Here is a 19,956-nt window from a genome sequence, read left to right as displayed (position 1 = left end):
CCGCCGGTATTTGTGCTCCGCCAGTCCAGGGCCGCGGCCGGCTCTGCTTGCGATGCTGGCTAGTGTGCTGCTCGCTGGCTGCGCTGCCCCAGATAAGCATAGCCTTTCACCACAGCAGACGTCCACATCTGACCTCGCACACAGCGAAGAGATCGACCCTGCGGTGCGCGAGCGCATTTCGCACGCGCTCGGCCAAGATCCTGATGAAGGAGCTCTGCGTGATGCATTGAAGCAACAGCCGAACAACATCGATGCGGCGATTCCTCTTGCGCGAGCCCTGCTGGCAGGCAACCGTCCGAATGATGCGCTCGAGGTGCTCGACGGCGTATTATTGGCAGCCCCTGGCGACCTGCGCGCATTGAATGCCAAAGCGGTTGTTCTCGATCACGAGGGCCGCCATCAGGAGGCCCAAGAACTATACCGCCAAGCTCTCGCAGCGGAACCCGCAAACCCGATGCTGCGCAACAATTTCGGACTGTCCCTCGCCCTTGAACGCAAGACGGAGGCCGGCGATGCCAGCCCAGCACCGCAGGCGGGCGGCCGGCACGCATTGGCTCGTTCAAGATAGCGTGGCGATAAAGAGCGGGGCGGAATAGCGAAGTGATGCTCAGCTTGCCGACAGCTGGGCTTACTATGAACGCGGAACCTCAACCAGCGCAGCCCCCGTCGATACAAATAGAAAGTGTTATGTTTCAGCACATCATCAATCTATCTAGTAGCGAACGTGCTTCCGAGCCCGATGAAATGAGAACGAGCGCGACCGATGACTCTTCCTCCTACACGGATCGCCAAAGGTTCTCGGATGTATTCTCTAGTCTGAATTTGGCGCCATCGATCTCCTCTCCTGATGCAAGTTCGCCGCCAGTTCCGCCATACGCGCTGGTTGAAGAGCCGCCGGTCGTTGAAATCTCAAGATCTTCATTCGAGAGGAAGCTGGTGGACTTTTATGGAGCAGACATAGAGGATATTGCTGCTAATCCGCAGAGATACTCTCGCTGGGTGTCTCAAAAGGCTCAACGCACAGCGGACACCGCGTTTCGCTTCGGCACCAAGTCTATTTCGGAGAAAGCGCGATTTTTCAGCTATCAGCTCGCGAATAAGAGCGTCGGGCTTCTGAGAACGGAACCCGGAGGTCGCATGAGTGAGCTGTTCAAGGGCAACGATGATTGGCGCAAACAATTTCCTGGGCGAGATCAAATCACCTCAACGACAGCTTTCAGGGTTACTCATCCGCTCGTCGATAACGCGGGCGATATCTTGCTTGAACATCAGCTCCAGATCGATGGTAACAAACCGCTTGTTCTCTCCCACTCTTTCCAATCCGGAAGCGAAAGCCCGCGCAGCAGCGTTGGGCTTTCTTGAGGTAAGCGACTCGATGATGGTGCTCGATCCCACCAAGCACGAAGACAAATGGAAGAACAAAGAAGGCAAATGGCAGCGAGCGGGTAAACCGCCTTTGTATCTTGCCGCGACTGAAGACAATAGCAGCAATGCCACGTGTACCGAAAGTATGGCAAAGCCCGCGAACGATCCGTATGATGATGACTATGACTTTATGTAGAGCGTACACGCACCACATGAAGAGCGATTGGCCAGATCAACTTTGGTGAGGTCAGGCTCGCACTGGATAACCTGATCCGCGCGACCGATAATCTACGCTATTCTGGCACCTTCGTCCTGGACTACTTCGGCGCAGTGTACTCCGAGGAGCTGCTCGCCGACTTCCAGCTCGCGTCCATGAGAAATATTGTCAAGCTACTCATCTTCTAGAGCGAGATGTGTGAGGGCGAGCCTGCCGGGTGTTGTGCCGGCGTCATATCGCGCTCGATTGACCTGAAGTCTCCATTGGGCGAAGTTCTCCTGACGCGTTGTGCGCAACGTCGCTGTGTGCCGTTGCGTACGCGAGGCCGGCGATTGGTCCGGTTTTCGCTCCACTGTTTGCCAAGACGAGACACGGCTCCGTGCCGTGTCGGATCTTCTACCATAATGACAACTATGGAGCGAAAGGCGATGCCATGAAGAACCGGCTTTCGGTCACCGGCAAGGCGGCAGGCACCGCCGCTGAAGCCTCGGAGTCGAGGACGCGCACCGCCCCGGCGGTCGAGCGCACAACGGAGAATGGCACCGACTTACACCTTCCTGACGAGGCTAGCGTCTCTGCCGGCACGGTCAAATCAGATCGACCACCAAACTTCACGCTGCGGAACGGCCTGCAGGTCGTCGTGATCCCGGATCATCGCACACCCGTCGTGACTCTCGAGGCCGCTTTTTGCGCAAACGCGTTTAAACAAGGCGACAATCCGGGTTGGATCTTCAGGGTAATCAAAGTGGGCGCTTTAAAACCGGAGCGTACACTGTCTGCCGCTTCAAGGAAGCGGCCACCGAGAGTACGCACCGCCATGGCTACCGTTCATTCCAATAAGTCCTTCTCGATCCATAGGACGTCGCTCGGCGAACTCTGTGTCCAAGACAAAGATCGCCGTGCCGGCCACCAGACGCGCGCTTCTTTCGGACGCCCGATATCGCTTCCCCACCGATGCTGCGCCGTCCGCCGGCGCCCCGCTCCGGATTCGATCTTGTTCTCCGTGGCCCGATAATCTCGCCGCAGAGCGATGCATGGTTGCTATTGCGTCACCAACGCGCTTCAGCCTTCGCATATCCCGACATTCATCACCAGAGTGAGAGTGAGAGCTCGGTCGTTCAGGGTCATCTTTCAGGAATTTACCAGCCGCTTCTCTCTCCGCCGAAGAGACGACCATCTAATCCAGCAGGGCTTTGTGGTCTGCCAAGCCATAGTCGCACCGCGTCGCATCCCGAGCTCGCAATCTGACGCTACGTTAGTTTCCGTCGCTTCATGAAAAGTAGATAGCGGCAGCGACGGCATCCATAGATAACCTATGGCATCACAACGATCACCACAGGCGGACAGTTGATTCTTGGCCCGCGCATTCCAGCTGCCCACAAACCTCACGTAGATCACCAATACAAGTGATTACTTCCATTCTCAGGCCTGCATCATCGGACCACGTCACTCGCTTAATGTTGAAAACGTTTATCAGTTGCAGAGCTCCAGCATCGAAGGTTCATTGCCCCTTCTTTCTGCCATGATCGCGCCCAAAGCAGAGACGCGCCGATTGCGCACCTTGCGCGCGGCAATGGCGAGTGTCTCAGGAGATGTTTCTATGGTGAAGCCAGTTGTAATTGTGGTCGGCGCGGACAAGGGAGGAGTCGGCAAGACGACCGTATCACGAACGCTACTGGACTACTTCAGCGTCAACAACGTGCAAACACGCGCATTCGACACAGAGTCGCCCCGCGGAACGCTGAAGCGCTTTTATCCCGAGATCACTGAGATCGTCGACATGACCACGACGGCGGACCAGATGAAGATCTTCGATACCTTGAACTCAGGGCTATCCGTCACTGTCATCGATGCTCGCGCAGGACTACTGTCTTCTGCGTTAGCTTCCTTGCGCGACATCGGCTTTTTGGACTCGGCACGGTCTGGCCAGATCACATTCGCCGTGTTCCACATCCTGGGATCATCCATCGCTTCGCTAGACGAGATCGCGGAAACCGCGACTTTCATGAGCGGCGCAAAGTACTACCTCGTCAAGAACTTCATCAACGACACTCAATTCTTCCAGTGGGATCAAGCGACTTATAATTCCTATTTTCACCGCATCAAACATGCGACTGAGCTGACCATACCGAAGCTCAACGAGATGGCCTATGAGCAGGTGGAAGTCGCATCCATCCCATTCATAGACTTCGTGGCAAACAAGGGACGGAACGATGAACCTGCGAACAACTCCTTCGTCCTGCGCGGCTATGTCCGGCACTGGCTGGCAAATGTCTGGAGCGAATTCGATCGCATCAACTTGACGGAATTGGCGGGGGCCAAGTCCGCCACCCGGGCCGGCGAAAAGTAGCGGCATATCCGGCGAGCTCCGGTCGGGCCTACGTACGGAACGAAATTGATCTGCTGGCTATGTTAGCGACCCCCATCTACATCATCTGCTCTCCTAGCCCGCAGGTCGGTAAAACCCTCATCGCTCGGGCTATGAGCGAGTTCTTGCTGCTGAAAAACGGCGCAACGCTATCGTTCGATGTGAACTTGAAAGAGCCGTCATTGCTCGACTACCTCCCCAACATCACGGAGACCGCGGATGTGATCGACACTTACGGCAAGATGCAGCTGATGGACCCTCTGATCATCCACGATCGGGTACCCAAGGTAATTGACCTCGGCTTTCACGCCTTCGACGAATTCTTCAAGATGTGCGAGGAGATAGGCTTCATGAAGGAGACGGCGCGCTGCTATGTCGCCCCTATCATCCTCTTCGTCGCGGGCGCAGACCGCATCTCCTTTCGCGCTTATGAAATGCTGCGGCGGCGAATTCCGCCGGCGTCGCTGGTCACCGTCCACAATGAATTCGTGCTGCGCGGCGAATTACCGGAAGCGATGGATCACGAGCGGGTGATTCGGATTCCCGCACTTCCGCTGTTCCTCAAACGATATATAGACCGGCTTAGCTTTTCCTTCACTGGATATCTGCGCAACGAGAAGGACTGGTCCACCGAGCTGCATCAATGGATCCGACGGAATTACAGCCTGTTTCGCGATCTGGATTCGAGTGTGACGCAGCGAAGGTCCGATCGTCGGCGGGGAACGGATATCGATAGCCTACGTTGCACAAGGGCCACTTGAAAGTTCGCTCTGATCCGCATCTATTCGTCCGGCCTATGAGTGGTCGTTGACCGCTGACTTCAATGGCGTTCGCAACGCGAACGCATGAATTGCGGTATACGACTGTTCGCTTGGATCTCCACCTTACGATCGTGCGCACGGGCAGCGCGAGGGCAATTGACGGCAGATCATTCGCCAATGGCTGATGCAGGCGGCCCGTCCAAGAAACGATAGCAGCCTTGGCTGGTGAGCGGCTAGGCGGATCGAAGAGGTCTTCCTTCGGGAGCCGCTCATAGCTTCAGGTCGAATTCTCCGAGCACCTGATGCATGACCGCGCCTTTGATCTCGCGGGCGATCTCGTCTCGTGTGTGGGCGCCGAGGACCCGCTCGGCATCGGCGTCGCCTGTTAGACCATGCTCGGCCAGTCGCTCAAGCGGGTTTCAAACTGTACGCTCATCGCCTCGACGAGCCGCTCCTGCATTTCAGCATAGTCTTGGGGTGCGATGCGCCTCACCACGCGTTCCTGGTTGCCAGCACGCTGCCAAATAGTCCGGAAATTCCGCCGCTTCCTGCTCCCGCACCGATGCCTCGGCCCTGGCCACATCGCCCTCGGTCACGTGAGAGACGTTCATGAAGCGCATGTCGGGAGCGGTGTGCCGCAGCTCCAGCGCGTCGCGCAGCCGGGTCTGGTAGGTAAGGTAGACCTCGATCTCATCGACATCTGCGTCGGGATCGGCACGACGAAGTGAATTGCCCTCTCGCGCGCGATCCCCTCAAGCGCTTCCGAGCGAAACATGACGCGGCCGTTCTGGAGCAGTTCGCCCAGTCGCCCGTCATAGACGCCGTCCTCGATATCAGCGTTCAGGCGTGCAGTCCGCATGCCGTTCCAGACCAAAGTAATGCGATCTTCGCAGCTCGCGTTCGCTCCCGAAGCCATCTCGAAATACTGCTCGCGCAAATGCGGCCTGAAGGCTGCCTGCCGCAGATCTTCGGCGACCGCCTGGCGGAACGCCTCATGATGTTAGTTCACGGTGCCCCGGAGCCCATCGAGGAAGCGGTGCATAGTCCGCGGCCCCCGCCTCATGGGCGAAGTGCTGCCAAGTGGCCATTGCCGTGGGCTCGCCCTCGAGCCAGTCCGCGGCGACCTCTTGTAGCGGCCGCGGCTGAACTTCCACCGCTCCAGCGGTGATCGAGAAGAAAACCTGAGGGCCGGCATAGTGTCCGGCATCGCTGTTGCCTGGCCGGCCTGCACCCAATCGGCGAGCGGATTATTCTCCAGATTAACGCTCGACTCACGGCCTAGGTGCGTCAGCAGGGTCTCGCGCACGCTGGTCAGCAGATTGTTGCTGGCACCGAACCATAGCAGCTGGTGCGAGACGGCCTCAGGCAGGCTGGTCAGCCGGTTGTGGCTGGCGCTGAGCCATTCGAACTCGGCCGGGAGAGGCTCGGGCAGGTCCGCCAACTGATTGTACTCGACGTTCAGACGCTGGAGCCCGGCCGGAAGCCGGGGCAGGTGGGTCAGGCGGTTACCGCGCGCGTCCAACTCCTGAACCGTTTTTGAAGGCGTCGGGGAGGCTTGCCAGCTTATTGTTGTCGACATTCAGGCGGCGCATCCCGGTCAGAATGGCCGCAGACAGCCTAACACCACGACCCTCCGGCGCGGATTTCCTCGAAACTCGGCAGAACTTTAGATCGAAACTCAGCCTCCGCCTTTTGCTGGAACATCGAATGGTCCACGTTGCGCAGTTGCTTGTCGCGCGTGACCACCACCGTTGAGAATTCAACGATGTCGCTGGCGCGATCGCTTTCGCCTAGCGCCCTCGCGAGGCTGGTCTGAACGGACATGAGACCTCCCAAGCTGTCGCCGCAGCGCTCGTGCCGCTATCAGTGCTGCCTGTCGCCGCCTCTGGATAGATGAACCGTCTGCTGGAGTACTTTGCTCGCGAGCTGGCTGTTCACCCAGCGCGTTTTCCCTGCACCAGCTAAGGGGTGGCTAGGCTGGGTCAGACACATCCTATTGCCCGCATCATTCCATCATCCACGCTATCTCGCGGCTCCAACCGTCAAGTTGTACTTGACGATGCCGGCCAGGCGCCCCGTGCCGACCATCGAAATGGCCTTCCTGGCCATCGCCCGCAGGCAAGAAAACTGGAAATCAACAGGTCGTCGCCGTGATCTCCACTTGCGATGGGACGTCAACGCCTGCCAACCTTTATCTGTGGCGCATCAACAACGCTAAAACCTGGCGCAGCGTGGGATTCAAGCTATTCAATCGCTCTTCTGAGGCGTGCACAGCCGATGTCGATGGCAATGACCGTCTGTGGAATGCTCAATTGGCTCGACACTGCGTCCATCGACATTTTACCTTGTATTACCAAGATCGCAACCGCGTTCGCTTCTTGATTGGCTGGCGCGTGCCGTGGATCGCACTCAGGCTGGTTTGCGTTCCTCACAATTCGTTCTCATGGCTTTCCCATGTTGTGGATAAGCTCCACCTCGCCCATGGATTAGTTATCGGGTAAGCGATTGTGAATGCCTATAGCACGCCGGATCTACTTAACTGCTCGTCGGCCAACCAAGCTTGTGGAAGCGCTGAAATTATGCAGGACACACGATCGGGGCGCCGTGAAACCGCGAAAATCCGCCGCGATTAGTCGTCACACGCGCGGTGTCGGGTGATATTGATTGGTAAGAGTTGCACACATCTTGCTCGGGGACAACGGGCGGAAAGTCGTAAGTCCTCAGCTCAACTATTCGGCAGAAATGCGGAGCCAAGCAACGGCCGCTCAGACGATCGCCATGCTTGATACTCCAGGGACGAATATCAGTGATGACTTCGATTGATGATACATTAAGTGAGATCAGATGGTTGCGAAACGAAATCTGGCGCTGCCGTCGATTACTTGGCACTGGTCTGCTTGGCGCGGAGCGGGAGGCCGTGGAGAAGCGTCTGCATGAACAGCTTTCTGCCTTTCAACGACTCGTATCGACGGCCTTCCCTTTAGCCCTGAGCTCTGAAGTGTATTCTTTCAAGAGTACCACGTTCGGGCGAAGCGACTCCCCTGGAGCGCCCATCGAAAACGCCGCAATGGCATCAAGCGGTTGCCTCGAGAAGTCGATCAGCGGCTAACAAAAGATGTTTTCCTAGCGCACTCTATTACCTTGAGCCCGGCAGTCCAGCCCAAGGTAGTTCCAAGCTGAGAATCTAAGGGAAACCAACTCCAACGCTAATATTCCGGCGAATCGTCTGCCCGTCACTACCGCTTAGCTTACCTGCCCAAAAACACCTAGTCGCCGACCATAACGGTATAGATTGGTGAGCAGTACGGAATTCCTGCATATGTCAGGCCATTCCCTCCTCAGCTTACGCAGTTGTCGTTCGGACCCGTTACAGCGAACCCATAGCAACGTCACGTAAGCCTCGAAGTCGCCGTATGGCTGCAGCGCTGTTTGAAGCGCAACTGCTGCCAATCGATCCACGGATCAGTCCTCAGATAGTTGAGCTGCGCGAGGCAGGCTGATCCTTCAGTCCGATCAACTTGCAGCCACCAAGCTGGTCAAACCCCGGGCCCGGTCAGGCTGAACACCTCACTATCGTTCGAGTTCGCAACTGCCGTGCCTCACTCTGGATGAAGGCCTACTGGACGCCTGTTGAGAGATTGTCTCGACCGGTCGCTTTTGTCCGCGGCGGCGGTAGGCATCATGCGTCGGCATTCGCGGCGTAAGTTTTTGAAGTTTTCCGTAAGACAAAACATGGCCACATCAGCATCGTTACGGCCTGTAAAGCGGTCACAGAAGCGGATCACGTCTGGTTTGCACGACACCAAGACTTCCTCGGCCCGACGATCTCGCGCGCGAGCATATCCTGTGCACCACGTCGCTGCGATCGCGATCGCAGCGAGGACGGCCGAATAGCGATGCGCATTGCAGGTCCAGCCCATTCGTCGCTCTTGATTCACCAAACCTCTCAACTGTTTTTCTTTGCCCCGCGAGGCTGATCTGTTTACCGGATTCGAGCGCTTCGGCAGCCACTGGCTCACTGTTCCGGGCGCCGCAATGATAACGGCGCCCCGAATCATCGTCCCGCTAGGCGCAACACGCATTGCGAGGACCGGGATCAAACAGAGATCCGGCCGTTTAGCGCTTGTGTGCCGATGTTGGCTCCCAATATGGCGTTTTGCTTCGCAATGCCTACATCCTGACGTTACGGGCGATTCAAGCACTTTGAGCGCGCGGACAGCGCATATCATCTCATATCAGCGCTTTTTCGAAGAGAGGCTGCCAACCTTCTCCTTCGCGCAGATCGGAAGGTGCGCCAGCCGGAGGCAGCGACTTGTGTATCACTGACGCGTTTTACGGCCGCACATTCGCCGAAGCACCGTCTCCAATGCGAGAGGCATGGTTTCACCCTCAGGTGCCATCTCATAGCTCCTGCATGTGCGGTTGGCGACGCGAACGTCCAAGGTCCTACAATGCGGCGATTTAGGACGCAGGGTGGAGACCGATGCAAAGCCTCCCTTGCCACTAGCCGGCCAGGTATTCCTTAAAACGGCACGCCGATTGCTGGGTAAGGATAAAGCTGCCGCGAAGGAAGCGGTCGCGGCGGAGCCGGGATTCCAATGAAGTTAATTCGATTCATCATGATCGATCTAGCTTTGATGCTACTCGCACCTGAGAGTGCAAAGGCCACCATTGTGGCGACGGACGCAAACTTCGAATCGGCTCGCGAAGCTGTGGGATCCGTAATGCCGAGTTCTGGCCCCGAGCCAGTATTCGGCTCTGGCGTGATCGGACAGCTTTACCGCCAAGCCTCTCAAGCCGCGCTATTCGAACATGCGCTCGGCCCGCCAAGCAGACTGACAACCTTGCGCTGCTGGAAGGGCGCTTACCTCTCAATGGCAAGTGCAGCGAGCAACGTCCGATTGCCACAATCCTAGCGGCGCGGAGCTGCTCAACAAGACTCCGGTCTTGATACCAATCTGCAGTCCGCCCCCTACCCTAGGCCCTCACGCGAGCAGAAAAGCCCGTGCTGCCGCGGGATAGAGTGGATCGTCGGAAGCATGGCGATCAGCTCCACTGCAGCCATTGGCCTCCTGACTTAGCTGAGAAGATACAGCACATGCTAAGGTTCATCAGAGAAGCCAAAAAGGGCTATATCGAAGTTGCCTTCAACGGCTCTCTCGGAAGCATTTTGCTAGATACGCAATTCAGCGTACAGCCAAAGGCGTCACAGCGATTCTTGGTCCGCCCGGGTGCGGCAAAACTACACTCGCGCGCTGCATCGCTGGCGTCCAGCGCCTGCCGAATGGATTCTGTGCGATTGATGGGGAGATTTGGCAGGATGAGACTACGTTTCGACCGACTCATCTTCGTCACGTCGCATTTGTATTTCGCCTACCGATTCTCTCTTCTCATTTGTCTGTACGACACACCGTTTTATACAACGCGTCCAAATCGGAACAGGCACTGATCGATTTTGATGGTGTGGTCGAATTGCTCGCCTTGGCGCCACTGCTCGAGCGTTTGCCATCAGATCTTTCCGGAGCGGAGCGACAGCGACTCGCCCTTGGCCGTGCGCTGTTGGGCCAGCCTCGGCTACTCTTGCTGGACGATCCACTCATTGGGCTCGACCGCTCCGCCAAATGCGAGATCCTGCCCTTTCTCGAGCGCATGCGGCAAACGCTTCCATTGCCGATGATTTACTTCGGCCATGACATCGCTGATATCGAGCGTTTTGCCGATTATCTCGTGATGATGAAGGGTGGCGCCGTGACTACGGCCGGTCCGCTCAATGTCATTCAGAGCGATGCGGCGCTTGCCAGGCGGGGCGAAGCGGCAGTCTGTCTTGATACTACGGTCGGCGGGTATGACGGGCGCTATGGGCTGATCATGCTCCGCCTCAAAGCTGTGCGCTTTCTGATACCTGGAGTGCCGCTTACACCGGGCGCGCAGCTGCGGCTGCGCATCGCTGCCGACGACGTCAGCATTGCGCGCGAACCTCGGCGCGCAAGCTCTATCCTCAATGTTTTTCCAGCACGCATAAAAGCCTCTCTGCCGCACGGCGAGGCTGAGGTCACCTTGGTTCTGACCCTTGAAGCCGGCCGATCTGGCGTGCCGCTTTTGGCGCGCGTCACACGCCGCTCCTTTGATGCGCTACGGCTTAGCAATGGAGGGCAAGTATTCGCGGAGGTCGCGCGCGCCGTTCCGCTCGGGCTGCCGAGCGGTTGCTTGCAACGCCTACCACATTCGCAGGAGCACCTTCGACAGCTATGCCCGATGCGAGAAAAACACCAACAAGATCCCGGCCGTGATCGATAATCTACATGAGATCGATCCGAATAGTGTTCCGGGCAGTTCTCTACCCTCCAAAAGACGAATAGGCTACTGGCCGATGTGGCTCAGGATGTCGGGCACCAATGCGTACGCATCGGCGACAGGTGCAGCGACACTCGAGGCCAGCAAATGGGCACGCACGTTATACTCGCAATCGATTTTGCGAGGGGAGAAAAGATCTCGATTTCGCAACCACTCGGCAGCAGGTGCCCTTTAGTCTTGATATAAATGGGCTTGCCGAGCCCGCAGCCGTCGGACCGGCCAGCTGTTTCTCGTTCTTTTAGCGAATTTGCTGATCGCGAGGAGATCGATCTTATTGCGAAGCGCGCGGGAAAAGGCCGACCGGCGAGCCTCACCGCGGACTTGGCAGGCTGCTGCCTTGATCGTGGCGCGCAGCCGGGCCCCATCCGAGCTGCGGTGCTTTGGTTACAACCGGACGACCTGAACGCGACAGTGGGGCTGCCGAGCACGTCGGCTCCGCAACCGTCCATCAGAATTTTTGCCATCTCCGGAAGCCGCCTTAGCTCTAGCGTCCGCTCCTGCGTCACATTGATGTCTTACGAACGCGCCGATTGTGGACCCTCAACGGCGAGACGTCGCAGTTCGACCAGCTGCGCGCGCTAAATAGCGCAAGCCGACATCAAGCCCGTAGCTGGCTTTGCGGTACCTACCGGTCGATGACGAGACTGCTACGGTTCGGGTCTGACGTCTTCCCGCCAAGTCCCTGACCAGCGCCCGCGTGCCGTCGAGCTCAAAGGCACCCTAATCCTAGCCATTCCTCTGCTGGGGTATGGCGGTGTTTTATAGTTGGCTCCAACGCCTTGTGAGAGCATTGGTGCTCCAGATGACCGTCAGCTTAGTGCTGATCGAGGCACCAAGCGCGCGAACATGCCCGGACCCAAGCCGCGGGGCTGGTCTTGTTGCGCCCATTCCAGACCTAAGAACGTAACCGTCCGGTGAGGCTTTCAATTACCCACATTTCCAGCCGTTGCGATTTCGGCGCCAAGTTCGATATCTGTGAGTCTTGAGAGGCCGCGCCAGATGACAACATTTCCAGGCGGCGGATCGCCCGCCCTGGCCAGGTAGCCACCCAATCGTGCAAGCTTGGTGAGATAAAATGCAAGGGTTCCAGGGCGACATCGTCGATGGCTGGCGCCGCTGATGAGTCGATCGAGCAATGCGATCTCGGTATTCGTCAGTGCGAGCTTCGGTGGCGCGTCCGGGGCGATGCGATTGAGCATGGTGAGCCAGAGGACGCGCCAGCTGAGAATGCAGAAGACCGCCATTAGATTGGCAAGTCGCTCCGCGGTCCGGAGTTTTGAGTCTTCCGCCTTGCAGCCCGATTTCAGGATCTTGTGGAATACCTCGATCTTCCACCGCATGGCGTACCAGTTGATCTTCTCGATTGCTTCGGAGCGACTGCGGACGGCTAGGTCAGTGATGAGCTTCCACTCAATTGGTTTACGGTCCTTTGGCGTACCGCGCTCGGTGGCATGGATTATCGTCAGGTCGAGGGCCGGATAGCGTTTCTGCTTCCCGATGGGCGGTAAGACCACGATCCGCTTGAACTTGATTTCCAGCGCGGCCTTCGTCGCCTCTCCCTTGTCGTTGCGCACGTCGATGTAATGCAAGCCTTTGACGCTGGTCTCTTCCATCTCGGTTGCGATCGTATGACCGCCATCGCCTGCCAGCCGGTCGACGCAGGCGCGGACAAGGAAGTGGGCGCCAAGCTCTTGCGTCAGGCAATATAATTCGTAGATGTCGCTTTCGCGGTCGCCGATATGAATGCAACGCGCCGGCTGTCCGAGCCGCTCGATCGACTGCCTGAGATTGTCGAGCCAGCGAACGCTTTCCTTCTTCTCAATCGGAACGCGGGTCGGGTTGATCTTCTTCTTGAGCTGCGCCGTGCCTTTGAACTTTTTCCGTGTCCAGAACTTCACCGCCGCCAATCCCAGCGGTAGGCCCTCGACAGTCACGGCGAGACTGGAATGCATCAGCATTCCACAGACCGTGTGATGGCGCCAACGGCCGTCCTTGTCCCGGCCGCTGTTGACGCTCTTGGTCAGGCCAATAGCGCTCGTGTTCGCGCGCTGGTAGGAGAATTCCGTAGTGTCCTGAATAAGGAGGATCGGGCCTCTACAGTCATCGTAACGCGCGCGGGTGGCGGCGAAGTGACCGCTGAGGATGTCGGCTTCCTCCACGCGATCATTGGCGAAGAAGCGGTAGGCCGCTTTCGTGTTCGCCCAGTCCTGGCACGCGAACGGTATGCTCCCGCCCATGCCGTCACCAATTTGCTTCAACAGCTCGCTAAATCGTTGACCGAGACGGGCATCCTTGAACGCTGTCTTGTCGATCTCACGCTCCGTCCAATGTTCGACGGCACTTTCATCACCATCATCCGGGCCGGCCGACCAACGACACGTCGTTCCGCTTGAACACATCAAGGCACCTCGCCGTCGCGATTCAGGTGCCCGACAATGAATCACAAGCGATTCATCCGATTCAAGATTTTTCGATTAGGACTATCGCAATCGAATCAAGCATTTGTGGGTAATTGAAAGCCGGTGAGGGCCGCGGGATGATCCGCGGTGCGGTGGCCCGATCAGGCCGCAGACTGAACAGGGCTGTTCTTCCATTCCCAAGGCAGCAGCTCATTGAGCCGACCTTGCGGGGTGCCGGCGATGCGGGCCAAGACGTCCGCCAGCCAGGCTTGCGGATCGACGTCATTGAGCTTTGCCGTCATGATTAGCGTCGCCATGGTGGCGGCGCGGTCGGCACCACGTTCGGAGCCGGCGAAGAGCCATGACTTGCGGCCGAGGGCAAAGCCGCGCAGCGCGCGCTCCGCCGCATTGTTTGTCAGGCAGATCCGCCCGTCATCAATGAAGCGGGTGAACCGATCCCAGCGGCGCAGCATGTAGTCGATTGGCTTGGCAACTGCAGACGAGTTCGACAGCCGGGCACGCTGCTCGCGCAGCCATGCTTCCAATGCCGTTAAAGGCGGAGCGCTTTGCTCCTTGCGCATGCGCAGACGCTCTTCGGCGCTTTGGCCATTTATGCCGCGCTCAATATTGAACAGCGCATCGATGCGCTTGACCGCCTCCAGGGCAATCGGCGAGATCGCTGCGGCATTCTTGTCTCGCCTCGCATTGGCCGCGATGTCCGCCAGCTCGAAGAACTGGCGCCTAGCGTGGGCCCAACAGAGTGCGGACGTGATCGGCCCCTGCGCGCGCGAGGCGTCATACAGTTCGTTGTAGCCGCTATAGGCGTCGGCCTGCAGGATGCCGGAGAAGCTTTGAAGATGCCGTGTGGGATGCTCCTGCCGTCGGTCGCACGAGGCGTAATAGAGCGCACCCGGGGGCGCCCGTCCGCCGAATGGCCGATCGTCGCGAACGTAGGTCCAGATGTGCCCCTTAACCGTCTGGCCCTTGGCCAGGATCGGCACTGTCGGGTGAGTAGGCCGGAGGGATTTCACCTCCAGCCTCTCGCAGGTAGGGTCGAAGACTGGCGCGCCGACAGGCCTCTCGACCGTGCCACGTTTCCAGTCCCCTCCACGTCGCACGCAGCATGCGGATTTCCCGCACTGCGCGCTCCCATTTGCTTCACGCCAACGCTTATGGGACCTATCCTGCTGGGGCGACTTTCGGCCCGTCGCGTCGCACTCTGTAGGCGTTGAACAGCCCGAGAGTGTCGTACAGCCACCGCCTATTCCATCGTTCCCAGCCGAAGCCCTTTCGTTTCTGAGCATGCGCCAGATGGCGCCTGACCTTCTTCTCCACCCAGTCTTTGATGAAGCTGAAGCACTCGCTGGAATGCCCCACCGCGAAGTAGTTCACCCACCCCCGGAGCATCGGATTGATCAAGTTTATCACTCGTTCAACCGGTTGCGACCGGTGTCGGCGGAACACCTCTTTGAGCGCCCGCACCAGTGCCGTCCGCTTTTTGAGCTTGGGCGTGTAATGCGGCCGCATCGCTCCGCTTAGTCCGCGGAAGTAGCGGAACTCAAAGCCCAGGAACCCAAAGTACTCACCGCGCTCAAGGTCCACTGTGCGGCTCTTTTCATCATTGATTTCCACCTGCAGCTTGGCGAACTCCTCCCGGAGTCGTTTGGTCACGGCTCCAATCAGCCAGTCATGACGCTTGTAGGCGTCGATCAAGACCACCAGGTCGTCAGCGAATCGCGCGTATTCGACGTAGGTGTACTTGCCGTTGCGGGTGACTTCCCGCGCTCGCTCCAGCATCCTGTCCACCTCATTGAGGTAGAGATTACTGAGTAAAGGCGAGATCACACCGCCCTGCGGAACGCCCTTCTTGCCTGAGGCTTTCAGCATCATCTTTAGGAGATGCAGTATATGCGCGTCATCAACCCGCCGCGCCACTTTCTCCAACAGCCGGTCATGCCGGACATTGTCAAAGTAGGCCCGCAGGTCAATGTCGAGAATCCGCGTCTTCCGTTGGACTATCGCTTCAGCCACACGCTTGATGGCGCCATGTGCTGTCCGTTTGGGCCGATATCCATACGACCCCGGTTGAAAGTCAGCCTCGAACACAGGCTCGAGGATGAGCTTGAGCGCCCCTTGCACCACTCTGTCGCGGATCGCCGGAATCGAGAGGACACGGACTTTGCCCCCGTCCTTCGGTATCTCCTGCCTCCGCGCGGGAAGTGGCTGGTAGGTGCGCCCGATCAGTTCGTCCCGTAACTGCTCGAGCAGAGCTTCCACGCCTTGCGTCTCAATGGCCTCGAAGGTGACGCCGTCTATTCCCGGTGCTCCATCGTTCTCTTTGGCCATCTCATACGCAGCGCGCAGGGTCTCCATCTTGCAGACGTGGACGTATAGTCCCCAGAACCGCCAGGACGGTTCAGCCTTTGCCTTGACGTATATTCTCCGCCTCAGGTCCTGCAAATCGATGGACGCCTTTGTCATCTCGTCCTTGCCTTCCCTATGTTGGAGACATTGCAAATGGCAGGGTCCCTTGGCTCCACGGATATTACTCCGCTTCATTGCTACTCCGGACCCGGCCGCCACCCTCTCGTCTTCGGCCGACTTCCCGGTTTCGCCGGTTATACGGCCTACCTTGCTCCGACGATTTCGCGTCGGGACGAGGAGGGCTTCTCCAGTTGCTCAGCATGTCCTTGTCACCGTGCTGTCGCTTCCACCCCGCCGAGGTGAACATCCGTATCGGTCAGTCTTCAGTTGCTCATGCTGCCTTCGCCCTCCGGTTGAAGGCTCGGCCCTCGGGGATACTCACTTTCGAGGCCACAACGCGTTCACTTTTATTACGGCCCGATGACTCGTAGCCTCCCCTGGGGAGACTTTGTCGATAGGCTTCAGAGTTTCAGTTTCCATCACCTCTGCTATCCAAACTACGGGGCTCTGACTTCTACCCCGGCAGGTTTGTCTCCTGCTGAACATGCCAGCCTTCGCTGGACACACAACCGGGCGTGAGACTCTCGCCTCACCCGGCTCCCATCAGGCAAGCTTGCCGCCATCGCCGAGTTGCCAATGCACAAAGAGCCTGCGGTTCTCACGCGCGATCTTCTCCAGGAAGAGACGCGCGCGTCCCAAGCGGTGATGGAAGCGCTTGTACTTTCGCTTCAACCAGATAGCCAACGTCTGGTTGATGTAGCGCGCCAAAGGATCGAGCGCCGAACGCGTATATTGCCCATAATAAGCGATCCACCCCCTAACCATCGGGTTTAGCTCGCGGGCAATATCGTCCAAAGTCACCTCGGTTCGCTTGCGAAGTTTCAAGCTTCGGATCGTCGCTCGCATGGCATTCAGCGCTGGTTTGCTGACCGCCGGAGTGAACCCGCAGAACATCCTCTGCGAACGCGGCCGCAGGACCGATCGCGGCCGGAAGCAATAACCGAGAAAGTCAAACATGACCGTCTCAGTCTTGCCCCGGCGTCGGTCGTCCTTGCAGTAGACGATCCTCGTCTTCGTAGGATGCAGTTCCAGGCAGCACTCTGCCAGCCGAGCCTGGAGCGCTTCGCGAATGCTTTGCGCCTCCATCTCATTCCGACAATGTACCAACCCGTCATCTGCATACCGACACCACCGGAGATCGGGGAACATCCGTGCCATCCAGAGATCAAATGCATAGTGCATGAAGAGGTTGGCGAGGATCGGGCTCACCACGCCCCCTTGTGGGGTACCGCGGCTTCGCTCGATTATCGTTCCATCCTCTTGCACCATCGGCGCTGTCAGCCATCTTTCAATGTAGAGCAGCGCCCATGCGCACGTCACATGTTTCCGGACGGCCCGCAGCAGACGCTCGTGGTCGATATTATCGAACAGTCCCTTGATGTCGAACTCCAGAACCCAATCGTACTTCCAGCACCGCTGTCGCGTTACGCCTACGGCATCGAGAGCCGATTTACCGGGTCTGTAGCCGTAAGAATCCGCCAGAAAGATTGCGTCGAGAGCCGGCTCAATTAGTTGTTTGACAACCGTCTGTGCCACGCGGTCTGCCACAGTGGGCACCCCGAGGATCCTTTGGCCCCCACTCTTCTTTGGAATGGAGACGGCGCGAACAGGCGGCGGGAAGTAGGCGCCTGAGCTCATTCGATTCCAAATCTTGTAGAGATTGCTCTTCAAGTCGGACTCGAACTGCTCAATCGTCACTCCGTCGACACCGGCTGCGCCACCATTGGATCGCACCTGCAGATATGCTTCGTACACCTCTCTCTTGTCGATGTTGAACGGTTTGCTCGGCTGGTTCACCGTCGTCCTCCTGTTGTCAGTTGCGACGGTGGCCAGCCCTCCTGATCCGATCCCTTTGCTCCGGCCCCATTACGAGCCTTCGTCGCTAATACGGATCGGTCCGTCCCAGTGCTCCGCGTCGGTAATCTCGCCTCGCGGTCTTCTCCGCTTGTGCTTCTCCCTTTCCATCGGAGCGACTGGTTCCTGCAGTTCCGCGGCAGCGCCTGCATCCGATTCACGCCCCCTCAACGCCGGTCGCCGCCCGCCCGGTCATCAGGCTTCCGGCGGGCTCATCCCAGAGGGACGACACACCTCTGGTTTTGACGACGATTTCCACGTTACGACGGTTCATCGGCGGGTTCATTTTCATTCGTCTCTCGGACGCCTATCCGTTCGGGTATTCCCGACCGTTGGCTTCAACGCTCACGACCGCGCCTCTTAAGCGAAGCCGCTTGAAGTGATTTGGGACCTACTCCTGAAAGTCGATCCCGAGGGGCCTACCCTCATCGCTGCCACAGCTTGTGCACACAGATTTTCAGATCATCTCGATCATCCTTTCCGTGTGCTTCTGCAGCACACTGTCATCGCCATGCAGTCGCTCGGCGGAGAGGACGTGACGCTCGATCAGCCCATAAAGCGGCTGCAGGGCCGCCGCACAGGCGCCGACCTGGTCAGCCAGTGTCGACAGGCTCAGAACGATACCCTCCCGGGCGTAGCGCTCGCTCTGTCGGTTCAAGGGCTGATGCTGGCCAAACTTCTCGAACAGGATCATTGCCAGCAGGTTCGGCCCGGCAAAGCCGCGCGGCGTCACGTGGAAGGGCGCTGGCGGCTGGGTGATCGTCTCGCAGTTCCGGCACGAGAACTTCTCGCGAACCGTCTGGATCACCTTCCACTGCCGGGGAACGACCTCCAGCGTCTCGGTGATGTCTTCGCCCAGCTTTGATAGCTTCGATGAGCCGCAGCAAGGGCAGCTCTGCGGTGCGGCGACTACGACACGCTCGCGCGGCAAATGGTCGGGGAACGGTTGGCGCGACGGCCGCTTGCGCTCGAAAGATCTGACGGTCTGTGTCTTGGCCGCCGCCCTCTCGGCCGCCAGTTCGTCTTCGGTTGCGGTGGCTTCCAATTCTTCGAGCTCAAGCTCCATCTGCTCTAGGAGCCGTGCCTTGCGCTCCGAGCGGCTGCCATAAATCTGGCGACGCAGCTTCTCGATCTCGAGCTTGAGATAACTGATCAGGGCCTCGGCCGCCTTCGCGTCGGCAGCTTCCGCTTTGGCGCTCGCCGCGACCGCTTCCGCTTGAAGACGCGCGGCGCGCTCCGCGAGGATCATCGCATGCGCGGCGGCAAGATCGGTGGGGAGCGATTCAAATGTGGTCACGATGATGATGGAATCACATCCATCACGATCCGCAAGCCCAAAGCCTCATCCCACCGATGTCGGCCGCCACGTCTCTTGTGGGTGCCGCCAGTCGATCCCGGACAAGAGATAGCCGAGCTGCGCCGACGAGATCGTCACCACACCTTCCGCCGGGCTCGGCCAGATGAAGCGCCCTCGCTCCAGGCGCTTCGTGAACAGACAGGCGCCCTGGCCGTCATGCCAGATGACCTTCAAAAGATTGCCCCGGCGACCGCGGAAGCAAAACAGGTGGCCGCCAAGCGGGTCGCGATGCAGGATCTCCTGAACCTGCAACGCAAGCGACGGAAAGCCCTTCCGCATGTCGGTATGGCCGGTCGCGAGCCATACCCGCACGCCGGCAGGCAACGGGATCATCGTGGCCGTCCATCAGTCAGCGCCGCCACGACTGCGCTCAGCGTCGCCGCGTCAACCGCGCCCGTGATCCGCATCCGAGCCCCGGCCGCGAACTCAATCTCGATCGCACCGCAGCTTCCGGAGGGCGCCGTCAACGGTTGCAGGTCTGGCGCAATGGAGACTGCCGCAAAACCGACTTCGCCATCCTGTCGCGGCATCGGCTCAGGCCCGCAAGCGAGGACGCCCCTGCGAGCCTGCCGCCGCCAAGCCGTAACCAGATTGCGGTGAACGTCATGTCGCCGAGCAACCTCGACAACACTGGCCCCAGGCGCCAGACTTTCCTCCACGATCCGAAGCTTCTCGGCACTCGTCCACCGCCGTCGCCGCTCTGGACCGGACAGAACCGTAACCGTCGTCACGTTTGCTCATTTGCTTGCCAATTAATGAGCAAACCATCTCACGCTCGAACCCGATCCGGGAAGGCG

Annotated in this window: 14 protein-coding genes and 4 pseudogenes; 7 read left to right on the top strand and 11 right to left on the bottom strand. The window is 58.7% G+C overall.

All coding sequences use genetic code 11. The features are described 5' to 3' along the window. Positions 1-163: 163 nt before the first annotated feature. From ABIG06_RS16975 to ABIG06_RS16950, 6 genes and pseudogenes are all read left to right on the top strand, one after another. Positions 164-568, top strand: a complete 405-nt coding sequence (locus tag ABIG06_RS16975) for a tetratricopeptide repeat protein (protein WP_245333766.1) — start codon at positions 164-166, stop codon at positions 566-568. Between the two features lie 119 nt (positions 569-687). After that, positions 688-1,362, top strand: coding sequence for a hypothetical protein (locus ABIG06_RS16970; protein ID WP_424578355.1), 675 nt, complete (start codon positions 688-690; stop codon positions 1,360-1,362). Positions 1,363-1,375: 13 nt separating this feature from the next. Further along, positions 1,376-1,561, top strand: a complete 186-nt coding sequence (locus ABIG06_RS16965; RefSeq protein WP_424578354.1) for a hypothetical protein — start codon at positions 1,376-1,378, stop codon at positions 1,559-1,561. A gap of 454 nt (positions 1,562-2,015) precedes the next feature. Continuing rightward, positions 2,016-2,255 (top strand): annotated as a pseudogene (locus ABIG06_RS16960) (hypothetical protein); the annotation flags it as partial. 927 nt (positions 2,256-3,182) lie between these two features. Next, positions 3,183-3,932: a hypothetical protein gene (locus ABIG06_RS16955; protein ID WP_036031156.1), complete on the top strand. Its 750-nt coding sequence runs from the start codon at positions 3,183-3,185 to the stop codon at positions 3,930-3,932. A 59-nt stretch (positions 3,933-3,991) separates the two neighbouring features. Further along, on the top strand, positions 3,992-4,711 hold the full coding sequence (locus ABIG06_RS16950; RefSeq protein WP_036031124.1) for a hypothetical protein: 720 nt from the start codon (positions 3,992-3,994) through the stop codon (positions 4,709-4,711). 461 nt (positions 4,712-5,172) lie between these two features. On the opposite strand, the pseudogene ABIG06_RS16945 reads toward ABIG06_RS16950, so the two are convergent. From ABIG06_RS16945 to ABIG06_RS16935, 3 genes and pseudogenes are all read right to left on the bottom strand, one after another. After that, positions 5,173-5,648, bottom strand: a pseudogene (locus ABIG06_RS16945) (NEL-type E3 ubiquitin ligase domain-containing protein). A gap of 63 nt (positions 5,649-5,711) precedes the next feature. Then, a complete protein-coding gene (locus tag ABIG06_RS16940; RefSeq protein ID WP_050996249.1) occupies positions 5,712-6,290 on the bottom strand; it encodes a hypothetical protein in 579 nt (192 codons plus the stop codon). Positions 6,291-6,328: 38 nt separating this feature from the next. After that, the gene (locus tag ABIG06_RS16935; protein WP_050996247.1) at positions 6,329-6,535 is read right to left on the bottom strand and encodes a hypothetical protein; all 207 of its coding nucleotides are present in this window, start codon (positions 6,533-6,535) and stop codon (positions 6,329-6,331) included. A gap of 3,360 nt (positions 6,536-9,895) precedes the next feature. Between ABIG06_RS16935 and modC the strand changes: the two genes are divergently transcribed. Continuing rightward, positions 9,896-11,008 carry a molybdenum ABC transporter ATP-binding protein gene (modC, locus tag ABIG06_RS16930; RefSeq protein WP_311740022.1) on the top strand — a complete coding sequence of 371 codons (1,113 nt, stop codon included), beginning with the start codon at positions 9,896-9,898 and terminating at the stop codon, positions 11,006-11,008. Between the two features lie 980 nt (positions 11,009-11,988). On the opposite strand, the gene ABIG06_RS16925 is transcribed toward modC, so the two are convergent. The 8 genes and pseudogenes from ABIG06_RS16925 to tnpA all read right to left on the bottom strand — a co-directional run bounded on the left by ABIG06_RS16925 (position 11,989) and on the right by tnpA (position 19,890). After that, the gene (locus tag ABIG06_RS16925; protein WP_124163619.1) at positions 11,989-13,464 is read right to left on the bottom strand and encodes an IS4 family transposase; all 1,476 of its coding nucleotides are present in this window, start codon (positions 13,462-13,464) and stop codon (positions 11,989-11,991) included. A 161-nt stretch (positions 13,465-13,625) separates the two neighbouring features. Next, positions 13,626-14,492 (bottom strand): annotated as a pseudogene (gene tnpC, locus ABIG06_RS16920) (IS66 family transposase); the annotation flags it as partial. Between the two features lie 151 nt (positions 14,493-14,643). Beyond that, a complete protein-coding gene (gene ltrA, locus ABIG06_RS16915; protein ID WP_370137870.1) occupies positions 14,644-15,945 on the bottom strand; it encodes a group II intron reverse transcriptase/maturase in 1,302 nt (433 codons plus the stop codon). Between the two features lie 546 nt (positions 15,946-16,491). Then, positions 16,492-17,745, bottom strand: a complete 1,254-nt coding sequence (gene ltrA / locus ABIG06_RS16910; RefSeq protein WP_370137868.1) for a group II intron reverse transcriptase/maturase — start codon at positions 17,743-17,745, stop codon at positions 16,492-16,494. A 214-nt stretch (positions 17,746-17,959) separates the two neighbouring features. Then, positions 17,960-18,094, bottom strand: coding sequence for a hypothetical protein (locus ABIG06_RS16905; RefSeq protein WP_256436599.1), 135 nt, complete (start codon positions 18,092-18,094; stop codon positions 17,960-17,962). A gap of 201 nt (positions 18,095-18,295) precedes the next feature. Continuing rightward, a pseudogene (tnpC, locus tag ABIG06_RS16900) lies at positions 18,296-19,051 on the bottom strand (IS66 family transposase); the annotation flags it as partial. 93 nt (positions 19,052-19,144) lie between these two features. Further along, positions 19,145-19,492: an IS66 family insertion sequence element accessory protein TnpB gene (gene tnpB, locus ABIG06_RS16895; RefSeq protein ID WP_027520144.1), complete on the bottom strand. Its 348-nt coding sequence runs from the start codon at positions 19,490-19,492 to the stop codon at positions 19,145-19,147. Next, positions 19,489-19,890 (bottom strand): IS66-like element accessory protein TnpA, encoded by a 402-nt coding sequence (gene tnpA, locus ABIG06_RS16890; RefSeq protein WP_124163614.1) that lies wholly within the window; start codon positions 19,888-19,890, stop codon positions 19,489-19,491. Before tnpA ends, tnpB begins: the two co-directional genes overlap by 4 nt. Positions 19,891-19,956 lie beyond the last annotated feature (66 nt).

This window comes from Bradyrhizobium sp. USDA 326, assembly GCF_049739485.1.
GTDB lineage: Bacteria > Pseudomonadota > Alphaproteobacteria > Rhizobiales > Xanthobacteraceae > Bradyrhizobium.
The sequence above is the reverse complement of the archived record's forward strand: the minus strand, read 5'-3'. Positions and strand labels throughout refer to the sequence as shown.